The sequence below is a fragment of the Mesorhizobium sp. M4B.F.Ca.ET.203.01.1.1 genome, assembly GCF_004791025.1.
Taxonomy (GTDB): domain Bacteria; phylum Pseudomonadota; class Alphaproteobacteria; order Rhizobiales; family Rhizobiaceae; genus Mesorhizobium; species Mesorhizobium abyssinicae.
The window spans coordinates 350,856-366,720 of the sequence record NZ_SRUO01000002.1; the positions used below are offsets into that span (position 1 = coordinate 350,856).

The 15,865-nt window shown below is 64.2% G+C and carries 14 protein-coding genes and 1 pseudogene; 3 read left to right on the top strand and 12 right to left on the bottom strand.

Features of this window, described 5'->3' with window-relative positions; all coding sequences use genetic code 11:
• Positions 1-805: 805 nt before the first annotated feature.
• Both EN846_RS36370 and EN846_RS36375 read right to left on the bottom strand, forming a co-directional pair.
• Positions 806-1,288, bottom strand: coding sequence for a SapC family protein (locus EN846_RS36370; protein ID WP_348627049.1), 483 nt, complete (start codon positions 1,286-1,288; stop codon positions 806-808).
• Positions 1,272-1,562, bottom strand: a pseudogene (locus EN846_RS36375) (SapC family protein); the annotation flags it as partial. The pseudogene EN846_RS36375 and the gene EN846_RS36370, both read right to left, overlap by 17 nt.
• Positions 1,563-1,927: 365 nt before the next feature.
• Between EN846_RS36375 and EN846_RS05020 the strand changes: the two are divergent.
• The gene (locus tag EN846_RS05020) at positions 1,928-2,296 is read left to right on the top strand and encodes a GFA family protein (protein ID WP_210212279.1); all 369 of its coding nucleotides are present in this window, start codon (positions 1,928-1,930) and stop codon (positions 2,294-2,296) included.
• 69 nt (positions 2,297-2,365) lie between these two features.
• Here the strand turns inward: EN846_RS05020 and EN846_RS05025 are convergent, their stop codons facing one another.
• From EN846_RS05025 to EN846_RS05050, 6 genes are all read right to left on the bottom strand, one after another.
• Entirely contained in the window at positions 2,366-3,697 is a 1,332-nt protein-coding gene (locus tag EN846_RS05025; protein ID WP_127309025.1) for an HlyD family type I secretion periplasmic adaptor subunit, read from the bottom strand.
• The gene (locus EN846_RS05030) at positions 3,694-5,550 is read right to left on the bottom strand and encodes a type I secretion system permease/ATPase (RefSeq protein WP_245478123.1); all 1,857 of its coding nucleotides are present in this window, start codon (positions 5,548-5,550) and stop codon (positions 3,694-3,696) included. Before EN846_RS05030 ends, EN846_RS05025 begins: the two co-directional genes overlap by 4 nt.
• A 223-nt stretch (positions 5,551-5,773) precedes the next feature.
• Positions 5,774-7,852, bottom strand: coding sequence for a hypothetical protein (locus EN846_RS05035; protein WP_127309026.1), 2,079 nt, complete (start codon positions 7,850-7,852; stop codon positions 5,774-5,776).
• Positions 7,853-8,257: 405 nt separating this feature from the next.
• On the bottom strand, positions 8,258-8,893 hold the full coding sequence (locus tag EN846_RS05040) for a response regulator transcription factor (protein WP_127309027.1): 636 nt from the start codon (positions 8,891-8,893) through the stop codon (positions 8,258-8,260).
• 210 nt (positions 8,894-9,103) lie between these two features.
• Positions 9,104-9,712 carry an NAD(P)-dependent oxidoreductase gene (locus EN846_RS05045; RefSeq protein WP_127309028.1) on the bottom strand — a complete coding sequence of 203 codons (609 nt, stop codon included), beginning with the start codon at positions 9,710-9,712 and terminating at the stop codon, positions 9,104-9,106.
• 36 nt (positions 9,713-9,748) lie between these two features.
• Positions 9,749-10,387 carry a DsbA family protein gene (locus EN846_RS05050; protein ID WP_127309029.1) on the bottom strand — a complete coding sequence of 213 codons (639 nt, stop codon included), beginning with the start codon at positions 10,385-10,387 and terminating at the stop codon, positions 9,749-9,751.
• A gap of 110 nt (positions 10,388-10,497) precedes the next feature.
• Here EN846_RS05050 and EN846_RS05055 point away from each other — a divergent pair, with 110 nt between their 5' ends.
• Together EN846_RS05055 and EN846_RS05060 are read left to right on the top strand one after the other, a co-directional pair.
• Positions 10,498-11,415, top strand: coding sequence for a LysR family transcriptional regulator (locus tag EN846_RS05055; RefSeq protein WP_127309030.1), 918 nt, complete (start codon positions 10,498-10,500; stop codon positions 11,413-11,415).
• 107 nt (positions 11,416-11,522) lie between these two features.
• Positions 11,523-11,792 (top strand): hypothetical protein, encoded by a 270-nt coding sequence (locus EN846_RS05060; protein ID WP_127309031.1) that lies wholly within the window; start codon positions 11,523-11,525, stop codon positions 11,790-11,792.
• A 10-nt stretch (positions 11,793-11,802) separates the two neighbouring features.
• On the opposite strand, the gene EN846_RS05065 is transcribed toward EN846_RS05060, so the two are convergent.
• The 4 genes from EN846_RS05065 to EN846_RS05080 form a co-directional block, all read right to left on the bottom strand.
• Positions 11,803-12,888, bottom strand: a complete 1,086-nt coding sequence (locus tag EN846_RS05065; protein WP_127309032.1) for a Gfo/Idh/MocA family oxidoreductase — start codon at positions 12,886-12,888, stop codon at positions 11,803-11,805.
• A gap of 73 nt (positions 12,889-12,961) precedes the next feature.
• Positions 12,962-13,726, bottom strand: coding sequence for an ATP-binding cassette domain-containing protein (locus EN846_RS05070; RefSeq protein ID WP_127393439.1), 765 nt, complete (start codon positions 13,724-13,726; stop codon positions 12,962-12,964).
• Positions 13,723-14,727: an ABC transporter permease gene (locus EN846_RS05075; RefSeq protein ID WP_127309034.1), complete on the bottom strand. Its 1,005-nt coding sequence runs from the start codon at positions 14,725-14,727 to the stop codon at positions 13,723-13,725. The genes EN846_RS05070 and EN846_RS05075 overlap by 4 nt, the downstream gene beginning before the upstream one ends.
• Positions 14,724-15,713 carry a substrate-binding domain-containing protein gene (locus EN846_RS05080; RefSeq protein ID WP_127282943.1) on the bottom strand — a complete coding sequence of 330 codons (990 nt, stop codon included), beginning with the start codon at positions 15,711-15,713 and terminating at the stop codon, positions 14,724-14,726. The genes EN846_RS05075 and EN846_RS05080 overlap by 4 nt, the downstream gene beginning before the upstream one ends.
• Between the last annotated feature and the right edge of the window lie 152 nt (positions 15,714-15,865).

Consider the following 15,865-nt stretch of genomic DNA (forward strand, 5'->3'; position numbering starts at 1 on the left):
ATCCAGCCAGCAAGGCAGCTTACATCGTGCCGAGGTCTCCAGCACATTGACCCCGCTTAAGCTTTAGTACGTATCGTCAGCCCGGCCGTGCGCAGGCTCATTCGGAAGGAGTATCGGCTGCCATCCTACTGCCGTGGGATGTCCAGCTACGTCCTTTGGCTTCCTTGTCCGGGCCCCTGGTCTGCCGAAGTAGGGGGGTGTGAAACACAGGCAGCCTGACGACATCCAACCCGCGACTTGTGCGAGAAAGGCCGAGCGACCATGCAGGTCTCGATTCCGGGACTGACAGGGTGCGCTGCCATCTTGATTGTCGCTTACTATTCCCGCGGCATGTTGGTCATCGGACTGATTGCATCCATGGCATTCGGCGCCACGGCTGCCATGATCCTTACGGCGCTCGAACGCGGCCCTGGCCGGCATAGTGGCGAGCTCGGTGTCGGCCGGCGGCGCCGGTCCAGGCATTCTCTTCTTCATAGCATTTGCTGTCGTTGCCACCGCGAGGGTTCGCGCCCGGCGCGCGATGGCTGCATTTGAACAGACTTGGCATCGGCTGGTCACGCAGCCAATATGAGCGGCTCGCCGACGGCGAAAATGGTGCGAAATTCGATCGCAGACGGCAGGGCAGGAGCGAGCCTCGATCATGCCAGCAATCGCGCCGGCACGCCGAGCAAGGACCGACCTCGGCAAGCCTCTGGTCGTTTGTACTCTGGCGCCATGTTATGACGCCGTTACGAGGCGCAGGGCATCGCCGGCGCGCAGGCCGCGCCGGAGCTTACTTGCGCCCGTCCTTGCGGGCCGACGCCTGCTAGACCAGCGAGGTCCAGCTGTTGCTCGAGGCGAGGTGGCAATAGAGCATTCCCAGCGCGCCCGATTTCCTGAGGTCGAAGAAGGCCTCGTCGCTCAGTTTGTTGAACGCGACCTCGTCGATCACCTGGAAATCGGTGAGGTTCAGCACCTCGCCGCCCTCCAGTGTCACCTTGCTCTGGCGCGGCGCGAACAGGCCGTGCGCGTCGATCTTCTCGATCATGGCCCGCGTCGCGTTGAAGTCGGGCTGGAACTGGTTGCAGAAGGCCAGCGCCTGCCGGGTCGCCTCGGTCGGCTTGGTGCCGTTGAAGAAGGGCGCGATCTGGCCGCCATCCTCGCGGAACGGCGCCAGCAGCTGGTCGATGACGCGCTCGCTGGCGCGGTCGATGCCGGCCGGCCGTCTTGGTCTCGTCGGCGAGGATGAAGGGATAGCGCCGCACATAGGCCGGAATGTAGTGCGGCTCGCTCCAGCGGCCGTCGGCATCGACGAACAGGTTCTCGTTCTGGCGCACGCCGGTGATGATCACTGGCGCCTTGGCGACGCCGATGAAGACGATCGGATAGGAGCGCATCGCCGCCGGCATTTCCGAGGCCACCACGGGGATGGCATGGGCGGACAGGGCGAAGGAGAAGTCGGCACGCGCCGTCAGCCCGAGCGAGCCGTGCCGTATCGGGTTGAGCGCCTCGGGCTTCGAATAGAACAGCGGCAGCCCGGTATCCGCCGCGGCCGGTGCCGTCTGCGTCTTCAAATCACTCATCCGTATCCTCCTCTGGCGCCATCTGGGTTTAGAGCAATTCCAGGAAAAGTGTGTAACGGTTTTCCGTCCGGGATTGCGGCAAGGCAAGAAATAGAACGGCTCAACGTTTCCGCCAAACGATGAACCGCTCCGGTGACCCGCAAGCCGGTGACCATTCCGATCTCGCTGGCCGGCTTCACCGCCGCGATCGACAGGCTCGCAGCCGTGAAGTGATCAGGGAAGCCCGAACGGCTCCGAGTGCAATTGACCCCACCGCGATGATCGAGCCCGCTTGCGAAGAGTGGAGCGAACGGCGTCGATCGACTAGCTTCATGGTCCTCGGTCGCTTTCGAGCGAGCGCATCACGGAGGATCGGATGGTGACGGGTGGCTGTCTTTGCCGGCGGCGTGCGTTACGAGATCGCGGGCGAGCTCTTCCAGCCGATCGCATGCCACTGCTCGCAATGCGCGCGCACCAGCGGCAATTTTGCCGTCATGACGGCATGCCGGTCGTCGGATATCAGGCTGCTGACCTCGTCGACGTTCAGCTGGTACCGCTCGTCGCCCAAGGTCGAGCGCGGCTTCTGCTCGCGCTGCGGCGGCAACCTGTTCTGGAAGGCGGAACCCGGCGCCGAGACCTATGTCACGGCCGGCACCCTCGACCGGCCGACCGGCCTTCGCCTTGGCGAGCACATCTTCGTCGGCTCGAAATCCGACTTCTACGAGCTGACCCTGCCCCAGAAGCATGAATGGTAGGTTGCAAGAGCCTATCGTTCCCGGAAGCCGCGATTGAATGAGTCGCGAACCGAGGCCAGTGTCCGGCGGCTATTTTTCCCGCATCGCCCGGCGGAAGTTCTGCGTGATCGGCTCGGCGATGTAGGAAAGCACGGTGCGGGCGCCTGTCCGGATCATCGTCTCGCTCGACATGCCGGGCAGCAGCTTGCGGCCCTCCAACTTCGCGAGTTCGGTCTTGTCGATCAACACGGTCGCCGCGAAATACGGTGCCCCGCTGCGCTCCTCCGTCATGCGGTCGGCCGACACGACCTCGACGACGCCGTCGAGCGGCGGCAGGTTGTAGCGGGCGAAAGCCGGGAAGCTGACGCGCGCGGGCTGTCCGGGGGCGATCGTCTCGACATCCTCCGGTTTGACCATCGCCTCGACCACGAGCTGTTGCCCGAGCGGCACGACTGTCATCATTGTCTCGCCGGGTTTCACGACACCGCCGGCCGTGTGGACCTTCAGATCCATGACGATCCCGTCGACCGGTGCGACGACATTGGTGCGGGCAAGCACGTCCCTGGCGGAACGCTCCCCCTGTCTGAGGTCGAACAACTCCGCCTCGACCTTGCTCAACTCCTCGACAGCCTCGTTCAGCCGCACAGTGTTGAGGTTCAGGGTCTGCATGTCGATCTCGGCCATGGCGCTTTTGGCGCGCGCGATCGCCGCGACGTTGGTGGCGCGCTCGCCTTCGATCTCGCGTTGTTGCTGCCTGAGCGACAGATTCCGTTCGCGGGTGGTCAGCCCCTTCTTGAGCAGGCCCTCAAGGTCCTTGGTCTCGGCCTCGAGCGCCTCGATCTGCCTGTCCTCGGTGGCGACAAGCTCCTGCAGTCCCGTTATCTCTTCCTCGGTCTGGTGACGGCGCTGGGCGAGAATTCCCCGCTCGTCCTCGAGATTATGATGCTTGGCCGCGAACACGTCGCGCTGCGCGGCCACCGCGTCCCTCGCGGCGGTAGTGGGATTGGCGAGCAGCGTCGGATCGAACTCGATCTCGGCCTTGCCGTCGCGCTCGGCCCGCAGACGCGCCGCCAGCGCCTCTCGCGTCGCTATCCGGTTCTGGACCAGGTCGAGCTGCGCCTTCGCCTGCGTGTCGTCGAGCCGGAGGAGGACCTTGCCCGCCTTGACGATATCGCCGTTGGCGGCGTTCAGGTCCGCGATGATGCCGCCCTCAAGGTGCTGGATGAGCTTGCGGTCGCCGGCGACCTTGATAACGCCCGGCGCCACCGCGGCGCTGTCCAACGGTGCCAGCGCCGCCCAGCCCCCGGCGACGCCGAAGAACAGGAACATGATCGCGAACCCGGTGGATGTCACGCCGGCGAGACGCAGTGGCACCGGCTCCAGCCGCGACGGTGGCGGCGCGGGTAACTCGACGACGTTCATATCCGCCCCCGTGTCCTTGGTTGCGCGGCACCGGCCTCACCCTCTCGAACGCTGCCCTGTCGCGCGGGAACGAGGTTGAGGCTCGGACGCAATTTTCGTTCCGCGTATCGGCGCGCCGGAGGTGGGGCGCTGTCCTGGTTCGCCGGCACGGCCTGGTTCGCCCCTATGGCCTGGTTCGCTATGGCCGGCACCTGACTGATCTGTCGGATGCGCGCGGCGAGTTCGCCGAAGACATAATCGCGCGGACCGTAGAGGTCCTGCTGGCCCCGGTTGAGCACCAGGATCTTGTCGACCTTCTCCAACATGTTCGATCGGTGCGCGATCAGGATAATGGTCGTGCCCGCCGCCTTGACGGCGCCCAGGGCAGCGACCAGGGCATCCTCTCCCTCGCGATCGAGGTTGGAATTGGGCTCGTCCAGGATGAGCAGCGGCGGGTCGCCGTAGAGCGCGCGCGCCAGCCCGATGCGTTGGCGCTGCCCGCCTGACAGCACCGCTCCGGATTCGCCGATCTCGGTGGCGTAGCCTTTCGGCAGCCCTTTGATCAGTTCGTGGACTCCCGCCAGTTGCGCGGCCTTGACCACGTTGTTGAACACCGTCGGGTTGAGCTGCGCGAAGCGGCAGATGTTCTCGGAAATGGTGCCGGCGAAGAGCTCGATGTCCTGCGGCAGGTAACCGACATAATGGCCGCGGTCCTCCGCCGCCCATTGGGCGACATCCATGCCGTCGAGCAGCGCGCGCCCGCCGGATGGACGCCAGGCGCCGGCCAGTATGCGCGCCAGGCTCGTCTTGCCGGCCGCGCTCGGGCCGATCAGCGCCATTGCCTCGCCTGGATTGAGCCGGAAGCTGATGCCTTTCAGGATAGGTTCGCCGCCCGGTCGGCCAAGCACGAGATTGTCGGCCTCGAACTTGCCTTTCGGCCGAGGCAGCGGCAGCACCGGCGTGGCCTCAGGATGTTGTCCGGCAACCGCGGTGAGGCGCCGGTAGGCGGCGCGTGCTCCGACCGTCGCCTTCCATGTGCCGATCGCCTGCTCGACCGGGGACAGAGCGCGACCCATCAGGATCGAGGCGGCGATCATGATGCCGGGCGAAGCCTCGTTGCGAACCACCAGGTAGGCGCCAAGGCCGAGTATCGCCATCTGCAGGGCCAGCCGGTGACAGCGCGCGATGGCCGAGATGACGCCGCCGCGGTTGGCGGCGAGAACCTGTCCCTTGTTTGCCTCGTCCTGCTGCTCCTTCCAGCCTTCAAGCAGCGGCTTCAGCATGCCCATCGCCTGCACGACCTCGGCGTTGCGGATGGCCGCCTCGGCCTGCACGTAGGCCCGCGACTGCGCGTTTGCCGCCTCGGTCAGCGGCTTCCGCGTGAGGTATTCGTTGAGCAATGCCAGCCCAAACAGCAGGATTCCACCGACCAGGGCCAGCCAGCCCAGCCAGGGGTGCATCAGGAATATCGCGGCGAAGAACAGCGGCGCCCAGGGCGCGTCGAGGATCGGGAAGATGCTCGGGCTGGTGAAAAAATTCCGCACCTGATCCAGGTCGCGCAGCGGACGGGCGTTGGCATGACCGGGCGCCGAAGCGGAATATTCCACCGATGCGGTCAAGAGTACCGGCGCCAACCGTGCATTCATCCACGATCCGACCTTGGCCAGGAGGCGCCCGCGAACCACCTCCAGCCCCGCCATCGCCGCGAGTGCCGCCGCCGCCATCAGCGACAGCATCGCCAACGTCTCCAGGCTGTGGCTGGACAGCACGCGATGGTAAACCTGGAGCATGTAAAGCGCCCCGGTCAGCATCAGCACATTGATGCCGGCGCTGAACCAGATAAGCGGCCGGATGGCGCGTCTGGCCTCTTTCATCACGACCTGCAGCGCAGGGAGCTGTTGGCTGGCTCTCATCATTATTTCTCTGTGCGGGATGACATCGGAGCGTCGTCCACAGCATCGTAAGTGGACACTGCAAGCCGCCGCTTTGCCCGTCGCCTGGTTTTAGTCCAGGGCCTTGATGTCTCGTGAACGACCGGTCCCCCAAGGGGGACCGGATCGCCAGGCTTTGAAGTTCTTGCAGGCTGCGAGGACGCCATTAAATGAAGTCCTGGCTTGCGAGGATGCTCAGGTCTTGCGTGGCAGCATCGCCGTCGAGGTCGGTGTTTGCCAGCGTGAAGTCGAACTGCTGATCGGGAACCGGACCCTCGATGCTCGTCGAGAAGTCGAGGATGCGAACACCCGAGTTGGCACCGGGGACCGTGAACTGAACGTAGGCCGTGTCGAAGGCTTGACCACCATCGTCGTTGATGGTCACGGTCTGATTACCCGAGCGCAAGCCAGTAACGTTGTCGATATTGTGATCGATCAGATTACCGGCATTGTCGTAAAGCCACGATTCTACAGTGATGGCATTGATGTTTCCAATTCCTGCGACCGCAAAGGTTAGATTGTTGATATCAGAACCGTCCGCAGTATGGAAGGTGAAGCCCTCGTTGTTATTAATCTGCGAAGCCTGACCGCCTTTCACCCCGAATCCAACCGCATCGGGGTTAAGATCGTCAGCAGCTACAGTCGGGCCTCCCAGTGGAGCCGTGTTGAACGGCGTAAAGGCATCCTTGGTCGCGTCCGCTGCGGGGTGAGTGTTGAAGATAAGACCGTCAAAGACGATGCTGCCGGTGTTGTCCACCGTGGGTACCGTCAAGGTCTCCTGAGGACCGCCCGACTTGACCGCATTGAAGTTGAGGTCGGACTGCTCACCGTGGGGTGTGAAGAGCACGTCGAAGGTGTACCCCGTGTCCGTCACGTTCAGTTGGTAGAGGTCCGTATCGGTGGCCACGTCGTGGTAAGTCAGCGTGGTTCCGTCGTTGGTGAGGATCTCCGTGATGTCATCGCCTCCGAGATCGGTGTATTCGGTGATGATAACGTGTGAGCCATCGGCTCCGGCAGTAAGGTCGAACGTCCCTGTGTCCTGTTGACCGGCGGCCAATCCGACCTGGAACGGCGAGGTATCACCAGTGATGTCGGTGAACGTCGGCCCGGCGTCCTCGAACACCAGGTGCGTCCCGAGATCCTCGTGGTTGACGACCGTCACCTCGGACGATGATGGGAACGCGACTTCGAGGTTCTCAACGCGTACGCCGGAGGTGCTTACCTTTGTGTCGTAGTAAAATCGAACGTAGATTTGGTCGACGCTATCGGCCGTTTCGATGGTATAATTCTCAAAGACGGCGCTGCCGGAAGGTAAGTTTACGGTGTCGGTGTCGGTAGCAACTACTACTCCATTATCGACAGCCCACCACTCAATGTTCACTTTCTTCACGCCGCCTACGGCCTGGATGTCGAACCTGATGCCGCCGATTTCGTTCGCATCCTGATCAGCAGAAGTCCAGGCCGCGTCTTGAACCAAGAAGCCCTCATTTTGATTCATCTGAGAGGCTTGACCGCCCTTCACACCGAAGCCGATGGCGTCGGGGTTCAGATCATCATTGGTTCCGGGGTTGGTTGGGACTGTCGTTGGATCGGCCACCGTCCCCGGGAAGATGAGTCCATCAAACTTGGCGCTGTGATTGTCAGTGGGATCGGTTGTCGCAACCGTGAGGGTCTCCTGCGGGCTACCTGACGGGATCGACGCGAAGTCGAGTGTCTGAAACGTCGTTACGATCTCGGTGGTCGATACATCCAGTGTGATCTTGCCATCGGCAAACGACAGGATGTCGTCATCGTCAACGTTGAGAGGATCGCTGTGCCCCAGCGGCTCGTATTGAATGAGGTAAATTTGCGCCGAGGACAGGTCGCTCTCGTCCAGCGCAACAGCGAACGCCAGGTCGCCGTTCGGGTCAGCGTCACCATTCGCGTCGGCCTCGCGCCCATAAATGATGCCGCCTTCGTTGTAGAGGAAGATTGCCACACCGTCGACGGTAGAGAGGCCGCTCGCCGTGCCGTCATCGGGGATCGATAGCGCCAGATCGGTCACTCCGGTTGTGTCAAGGAGGGCGTCGTTGACGGCCACCTGCGGGAAGCCTGTTGTGGCGTCGGTACCGCCACTGATATCAGCCACGCCGAGAGTGGTGAGCGTGTTGATCAGCGTCGCGTCGAGTTCTTTATCATTATCATTGGTGACGGTCTGTACGCCGATTTGCTCGTCGAGAACGAGATTGCCGTTAATAGTAGCCATAATCTGCCTCCCAATTGTGATCGAGTTATTCCAGGGTCAGTTGGAATTAGGTCAGGGCGCGCCGAAAATGGTGGATTCGAGAACCAGAACAGAACACGCCTTAACGTAAGCAAGTTCCGGAAGCGTCGAAAACTACGATTGCCCGTCCGCCATGACTTGGATGCTGGCAAACCCCAGTTGCTGAGGATCGATCTGAAATGCGGCCCTCGGAGTCATTGTCCGGCCAAGGCAGAGGGCGCGTCCATTCGCGTTTCGATAGCTTTTCGGTCAATGATCGTCCTGATCGAACGATATATATCCTTCGATATACGGGCGGACGCGGGCCTGAACGCGCTGGGTCTTCGTGTCAAACACGTCGACAGACACTCGCGCGCCGGCGCGATGCGCTTCAGCCTGAAAAGGGGATCAGATCAGGTCTGTGTTGGGACGGTCGCCCTTGCCGTGCGTCGCCCAAGCGAGCTCGGCCCTGCTGCCGAGGTTGAGCTTGGCGTAGACGTGGTGCAAATGCATCTTCACCGTGCCTTCGGACACATGCAACCGCTGGGCGATGGTCTTGTTGCGCAAGCCGCGCGAGACGAGGTCGGCGATTTCGCTCTCGCGCCCCGTGAGCTTCGACAGGGGCTGCGGCTGCGGCCTGGGCATCAACAGATGCTGGACGATCTTGTTGTCGATCCACTTTTTGCCGCTCGCCACCGCGTTCACGCATTCGACGAGAAAGCGGTTGCTGATGCCGTCAAGCACCACGCCATCGGCGTCGAGCGCCTGTATTTCCTTGATATCGAAGCCGCCGTTTTGCTGCAGGATGAAGACAATGCCGAGCGCACGGTGGGTGGCTCTCAGCCGGGAGGAAAGACTGGCCGTCTGCGGGTCCGCTGTGTCCAGGCCGACGATGACAATATCGGGCAGATGGCGCTCCACATGGGGGAGAACGTCAACAGCGCGGTGGCACTCGGCGACAATCTCGTGACCGGCCTTCCGCAACACCCACTCCAGACCGGCGAGATACACCCCCCGCGGGTCCGCGACAACCACTGTCGACATGCGAACACCGTCCGTAAAAAACGCAACGAACTTTGTTTAAACCCCTAGGAAAAAGGAAACCAGAGGTTAGGCTAATTGTCAAGAAGTCCCTAATATAGTTGCGGCTATAACCGTAGTCCAAGGCTGTTCTTGCCCCGGTGCGCCGGACGGTCCGGCAACGCCGATGTTTTGAGCTTCGGCTCTGAATGCTAGCCGAAGCCGCGAATTCTCTCAGTAGCCGACGGTGAAGCGCTGCCGGATGTGCCTCGGCGTCTCGATCTCGTCGGCCATGACGATGGCGTAGTCCTCGAAGGAGATGCTGCTGCCCTTGTCGGAGGAAAGCAGCGTATCCTTGCCGAGCCGGAACGTGCCGGTGCGCTCGCCCGCGGTGAACAGCGCCGACGGCGACAGGAAGGTCCAGTCGAGATCGCCGACCGTCCGCAGCGTGTCGAGGAAGTCGCCGCCCTTCTGCGCCTCGGCCTTGTAGATGGCCGGAAATTCCGGCGTGTCGACCAGGCGCTTGCCAGGCGCGACCTCGAGGCTGCCGGCGCCGCCGACGACAAGGTAGCGCTTGACGCCGGAGGCGCACGCGGCGGCGATCAGCGTGTCGGGATCGCTGGCGGTGAAATGAACCGAACTGACGACGGCGTCATGTCCCTTGATCAGCGCGGCGAGGCCCTCCTTGTCGAAGACGTCGCCCTTGACAGCGGTCACGCCTGGCAGCTTGGCGATCTTGTCCGGGTTGCGGGCGATTGCGGTGATGGTGTGGCCGCGATCGGAGAGTTCTTTCAGGATGCGCGAGCCGGCCTGGCCGGACGCGCCGATGAGGGCGATCTTCATGGCATTTCCTTTCTGCTTGGGGGAGGGCTGGGAGGATCACGCCGCCTGGATATGGGCGACGAGATCGTCGTAGCTGCCGAACAGCGCGTTGGCGCTGATCAGGCGCGGCGCCGCGTTGCGGATCACGGCGAGCGCGGGGACGCCATTGGCATGCAGGCGCTGGAACAGCGTGCGGCCATGGCCGACAAGGTCGCGGTGCGCGGCCAGCAACGCCGGCGTCGGCGCCTTCAGCATCTGCGCCGCGTCCGCCATGCCGACGTCGGTCAACACCGCGGCGACACCGTCCACCGTCACGATGTCGCGTCCGCCGACATAGCGGGCATGCTGGATTGCCTTCAGCGCCGCAAGCCGCTGGCGCGGGTCTTCGAGTCCGCCGGCGACGATGCCGAGGGTGGCAGCGCCGGAATCGAGCAGGGTACCGCGAACGTTCAGCACGTTGTCGAGATAAGCCTGGCTGAAGCGCTGTCCGCTCAGCCGCTCGATGCGCTGGTCGTTCGCCCAGGCATGGGCGGCAAAGCCGGCGTCCAGCGGCCGCGCGCCGGCGCCGGAGAAGAGGCCGGTCGGCAGGAGATCGAGCGCGATGCCGCTCTGCTCCAGCCTGTCCAGCATCGGCGTCGCGCCATAGCACCAGCCGCAGAGCGGGTCGAAAAGATAGGTCAGCGTTGCATTGTTCATGGCCGTCTCGTCCGGTGTCTGTCACGGATCTAGATGGCAGTTCGCCCAATTGCGAAAAACAGCGATCAATCGTACAGACTGTCTGACCAGATCAGACAATGGCTTTGCCGATGGCCGAACTTCTGAACCTTAACCGGCTCGTCTATTTCACCACGGTTGTCGAAACCGGGTCCTTCACCGCGGCCGCCGACCGGCTCGACGTCGCCAAGGCGGTGGTCAGCCACCAGGTCGGCAGGCTCGAGCGGGAACTGGGCGCCACGCTGCTGCGGCGCACGACGCGGCGCGTCACGATGACGGAGGAGGGGCGGCTGTTCTACGACCGCGCCGCCATCATCCTGCGCGAGGCGGAAGCCGCCTATGGCGACATCGCGCGCAGCGCCGACAAGCCGACCGGGATGCTGCGGCTGACGGCGCCGCTCGACTATGGCGAGAAGGTCGTGGCGCCGACCATCGCCGCCTATCTCAAGAAATATCCGAGGATGCGGGTCGAGACGATCTTCGACGACGCGGTCAGCAATCTCGTCGACGAGCAGATCGATCTCGGCATCCGCGCCGGCTGGCTGGCCGATTCCAGCAATCTGGCGCGCCGCCTTGGGAGCTTCCGGCAGGTCGTCGTCGCAAGTCCGGAGCTTGCGGCCAGGCTGCCGCCGGATGTGGCCCCCGGCCAGGCGAGGTCGCTGCCCTGGGTCGGCAATGTCCAGCTCCGCGGTATCGGCCAATGGCTGTTCTCGAAAGACGGCGAAACAGTGCTGGCCGAGCTCAACCCGATCGTCAGCTGCGACAAGAGCCCCGGCGTCCATGCCTGCGTGAAGGCCGGCATCGGGCTCGGCATCTTTCCGGACTACAGCGTCGATGACGACATCGCCAAGGGGCGCCTGGTGCGGATGTTCGCCGACTGGAGCCTGCCGACCGGCGGTATCCATGCCGTCTTTCCGCCGGCGCGCTTCAGGCCGGCCAAGGTGCGCGCCTTCGTCGAGCTTCTGGCGGCGGCCGAACGAAAGCGCGCCCGGGGCTCAAAACCGGACTGATGTCTCGACTGGTCAGCCCGGGCGGGGGGAGCAGGTCAGGGGAACCTTTGTCCGGCTGGCGATTTTGGATATGGTGGAACTTCGAACCGGTTAGGAGGGGTATGCGAATGACGACGAAACGCCTTGCGATCCGCGCACTCGTTTTCGCTGTGGCTTGCGGCATGGCCGCCTCGGCCTTCGCCGGAAGCCGCGACCATCGGGCCGAATCCGAACGCTACGTCCCCGCGCATCGCGATATCATCGACATCCTGTTCGCGGGCCCGCACTACTATGACCAGCAATTGTTCACGACGGCGGCCGGAGCCTGCTCGTACCAGCGTGTTGGCCCTGACGCCAATGCGTTGAACAAGATCAACGATCACCACTGCGGTAAATAGGCGGCCGGCCTCAGCGCCCGCCGCTCTCCCTCATCTTGCCGATGATCTCCGCCATCAGCGCCAGGTCGGCGCGTGAATCCGCGAGGTCGGTCAGCGGCTTCGTGCTTTCCATGATATGGCGGTGGAAGGTCTCGAGCTCGTTGGAGAAGGCGTCGCCATAGAGCGGGCCGAAGGCCTTCGTCACCGGACCGAGCGGACCGGCTTCCGTCACCTCCAGCCGCGTCGGGAGGCTGCGGACATAGGGCGTGTCGTAGATGATGCGAACCCGCCTGGTGTTCGAGCGCACCTCGATCATGGCATCGAACAGGCCGAGGTCGTCGACCACCGCGTCATAGAGGCAGGCGAAGTGACCGTAGTCGAAGGTCACGCTGGTGTTGGCGCCGCCATTGGTGCGGTGCGCCGCCACCACGCGCTTCGGCTCGCCGAGCAGCCCGCGCATCGCCGAGATGTGATGCGAGGAGAGCGCCGTCAGCCCGCGATAGGCGCGCACCAGGTCGGCGGAGGCATCCTGCCCCACCACTTCGCGGATCAGCGCGTCGCGTTCCTTCGCACCGCGCGCCAGGATCGCCGGATCGATGTCTGTGGGATAAAGGACGTTCTGGCTCTTCTTGAGGAAGTGCCGGCCCTCCGAGATCAGGTCGAAGATGCGCACATGGATGATGTCGGCGTGGGCCGGCAATTCCTCCCGTGCCGCCAGATAGGCCGGCGCATAGCGGCGCATGTAGCCGACGAACATGGTCTTGCCGTAATCCTTGCTCAGCGCCAGCAATTCGTCGATCTCGCGCACCGTCAGGCAGGCGGGCTTTTCCAGCAAAATGTGCTTGTTGGCCGCGATCGCGGCGCGCACGAAGCGGCTGTGCGTATCGTCGGACGACAGCACGAACACCGCGTCGATATCGGGCGAGGCGATCAGCGCCTCGGCGCTCTCGAACGCCTTGGCGGTCGGATATTCCGAGGTGACGAGCGACACCAGGCTTGGCGAGACGTCATGGACGCCGGCGATCACCCAGCGGTCGCGCTGGTCGGCCAGCACCGGCAAATGGATCGACTGCGCCACCTCGCCAAGCCCAACAAGTCCGACACGGATCACAGCCACGGCAAACTCCCTTGCATTTCCATTCTGTCGCCGGCCACCGAGGCCCGCGTTTGACGTCACGAATGACGGGCGATCACGCCGCGCCGGTGACCAGCGCCACCAGTTCGTTGCCGGTGGTTTCGGAGGCGCGCACCGTCGCCGCCATCCGCCCGGCCCGCATCACCCAGATCTGGTCCGAAAGGCGCCGCACCTGATCGAAATTGTGGCTGACCAGGATGACGCTCACCCCTTGCTCGCGCAGCCGCCGGATCAGCGCCTCGACATTGCCGGTCTCCTGCACGCCGAGTGCGGCCGTCGGTTCGTCCATGACGACGAGCTTGGCGCCGGAGCCGGCGGCGCGGCAGATCGAGATCGCCTGTCTTTGCCCGCCCGACAGGCGCCGCACGCGCTGCGTTACTGAAGGCACGTTGATCGACAGGCGCGACAGCATGGCGCGAGCCTGCGTCTTCATCGCCTTGCGGTCGAGCAGCGCGAACGGGCCGATGCGGCGCACGATCTCGCGGTTGAGGAAGAGGTTCTGCGCCACGGTCAGCTCGTCGATCAGCGCCAGGTTCTGGTGCACCGTCTCGATGCCTGCCTTGCGTGCTTCGTCGGGATTGGAGAAGGGATGCGGCCGGCCGTCGAAGAAGATCTCGCCGCCGTCCGGCGCATGCACGCCGACCAGGCAGCGGATCAACGTCGACTTGCCGGCGCCATTGTCGCCGATGACAGCGGTGACCTCGCCGCGGCGGGCCTGGAAGGCGACATCGGTGAAGGCGCGGATGCCGCCGAAATGCTTGCTTAAGCCGTCGCAGGCGAGGATCGCTTCGGTCGAGGGGGTGTGATGGACGGCGCTCATTTCTGGTACCGCATGATCAGCGCCGCCAGCACCACGATGGCGCCCACGGCGAGCGGTTGATAGAAGGCCGAGACGCTGAGCAGCGTCAGCCCGTTGACCAGCGCGGTGAGCATCAGCGCGCCGATGGCGGGCCCGAGGATGCTGGCGCGGCCGCCGAACAGGCTCACGCCGCCCAGCACCACGGCGGCCACCGAATTGAGGAGCAGGCTGGTGTTGATCAGCGGCTCGGCCGAGCCGATCCGCGCCACCAGGAGCAGCGAGGCGATGCCGGCGCAGAAGCCGGAAATCGTGTAGGCGGCGATCTTCACCCTGCCGGTGCGGATGCCCAGCGCCGAGGCGCTTTCGGCCTGGCCGCCGGTGGCCAGCAGATGCACGCCGAAGCGCGTGTGATAGAGCGCGACATGGGCGACGATGACGGCCGCGATCGCCACCCAGACCGGATAGCCGAACGGTCCGAACGAGCCGGAGGCCAACCGCAGCAGGAAGGTCGAGCCGACCATCGTCGGTTCGCCGCCCGACAGGATGAGGCCGAGGCCGGTGATGCCCGACAGCGCGCCCAGCGTCACCACGAAATCGGGAATTTTCCCGGCGGTGATGAGGACGCCGTTGAGGAAACCCACCGCGCTGGTGGCAAGGACGGCGAGCACGCAGGCCGCGAATATGCCCCAGCCGGCGGCGTTGACCAGGCCGAGGATGATGGCGCCGAGCATGACGGCGGCGGCCAGCGAAAGATCGATGCCGGAGGTCGCGACGACGAAGGTCTGGCCGATCGACAGCACCACCAGGATCGCCGCGGCCAGGAGCAGCGCCTGCAGATTGGCGACGCTGAGGAAGACCGGCTGGGCGATGCCGAAGACGATGACGAGGCCGACCAGGCCGACGACCGAGGCCCAGTCGGCCCAGAAGGAAGGATCCAGGAGGAGAGCCGACAGGGAGGAACGGCTCTCCTCCGCCGCGCCCGCCGTCACTCGAGCGGGCGCGCTTTGTTCAGGTGTGCTCACTTCAACATCTCGCGGAAGGGATCGGGATACTCGCCGCCGGGCGCGGGGAAATTCTTCAGCGACGCTTCCGCATTGTCCTTGTTGATCAAGAGCACCGGCGCCGGAACATTGGCGGGCAGTTCCTTGCCCTTGGCGGCAATGGCGCAGGCCTCGACGCCCATTGCGCCGACGACATAGGGATATTGCGCGACGGTGGCGGTGAGCTCGCCGGCGGCGATCGATTTCAGCGCGTCGACGATGCCGTCGAGGCCGATCACCTTGACGTCCTTGCCCGAGGTCTGCACGGCGCGTTCGACGCCGAGCGCCATGACGTCGTTGGCGGCGAAGAAGCCGGCGAGATCGGGGTGCGCGGCCAGGATGTCGGTGGCCGCGGTCAGCGCCTTCTCGCGATCCCAATCGGCGCTCACCATCACCACCACGTCGAGCTTGCCTTCGACGGCCTGCTTGAAGCCCTTGATGCGCGCGTTGGAGCCGACGTCGCCGACGATGCCGGCGACCAGCGCCACCTTGGAACCTTTCGGCACCAGCTTCAGCATCTCCTCGCCCGCCAGCGCGCCGGCGGCGACGTTGTCGGTGCCGATATAAGTCGAGATGGCAAAGCCTGCCGCCTTGGCTTGTTCGGCGTCGATGGTGCTGTCGATGTTGACGATCGGCTTCTTCTTCTGGGCGACCGGCACCAGCGCCTGCACCAGGTTGGAAACGCTGATCGGGTTGACCAGGTAGCAGTCGAAATCCTGCATCGCCATGGCGGTCAGGCGATCGGCCTGCCCGGTCGCGTCGCCCATGTTGGCGGCCGCCTGCACGGTGACGCCGACGCCGTCGGCCTTGGCCTGGTCCTCGATGCCCTTCTGCATGGTCTGGAAGAACGGATTGTCGAGACCCTTCACGATCGCCCCGACTTTCGGCGCTTCTCCGGCATGCGCCGGTACGGCAAGCGTCGTTGCAAGCAGGCCCGCGCCGAGCGTCAGGCAGTTCAACATGCGCATATGTCTTCCTCCTCCGAATTTTGGTTTACGGTTGGTTGTTCTGCGAACGGAATGCCTGACGGCGCGCAAGCGACCCAGGCGCTCGTGCTGGAGAGGTGCAGGGTGTCTTCCATGTCAGGCATGCTCCTCCCAGAGCGCTGGCCGATGTGCCC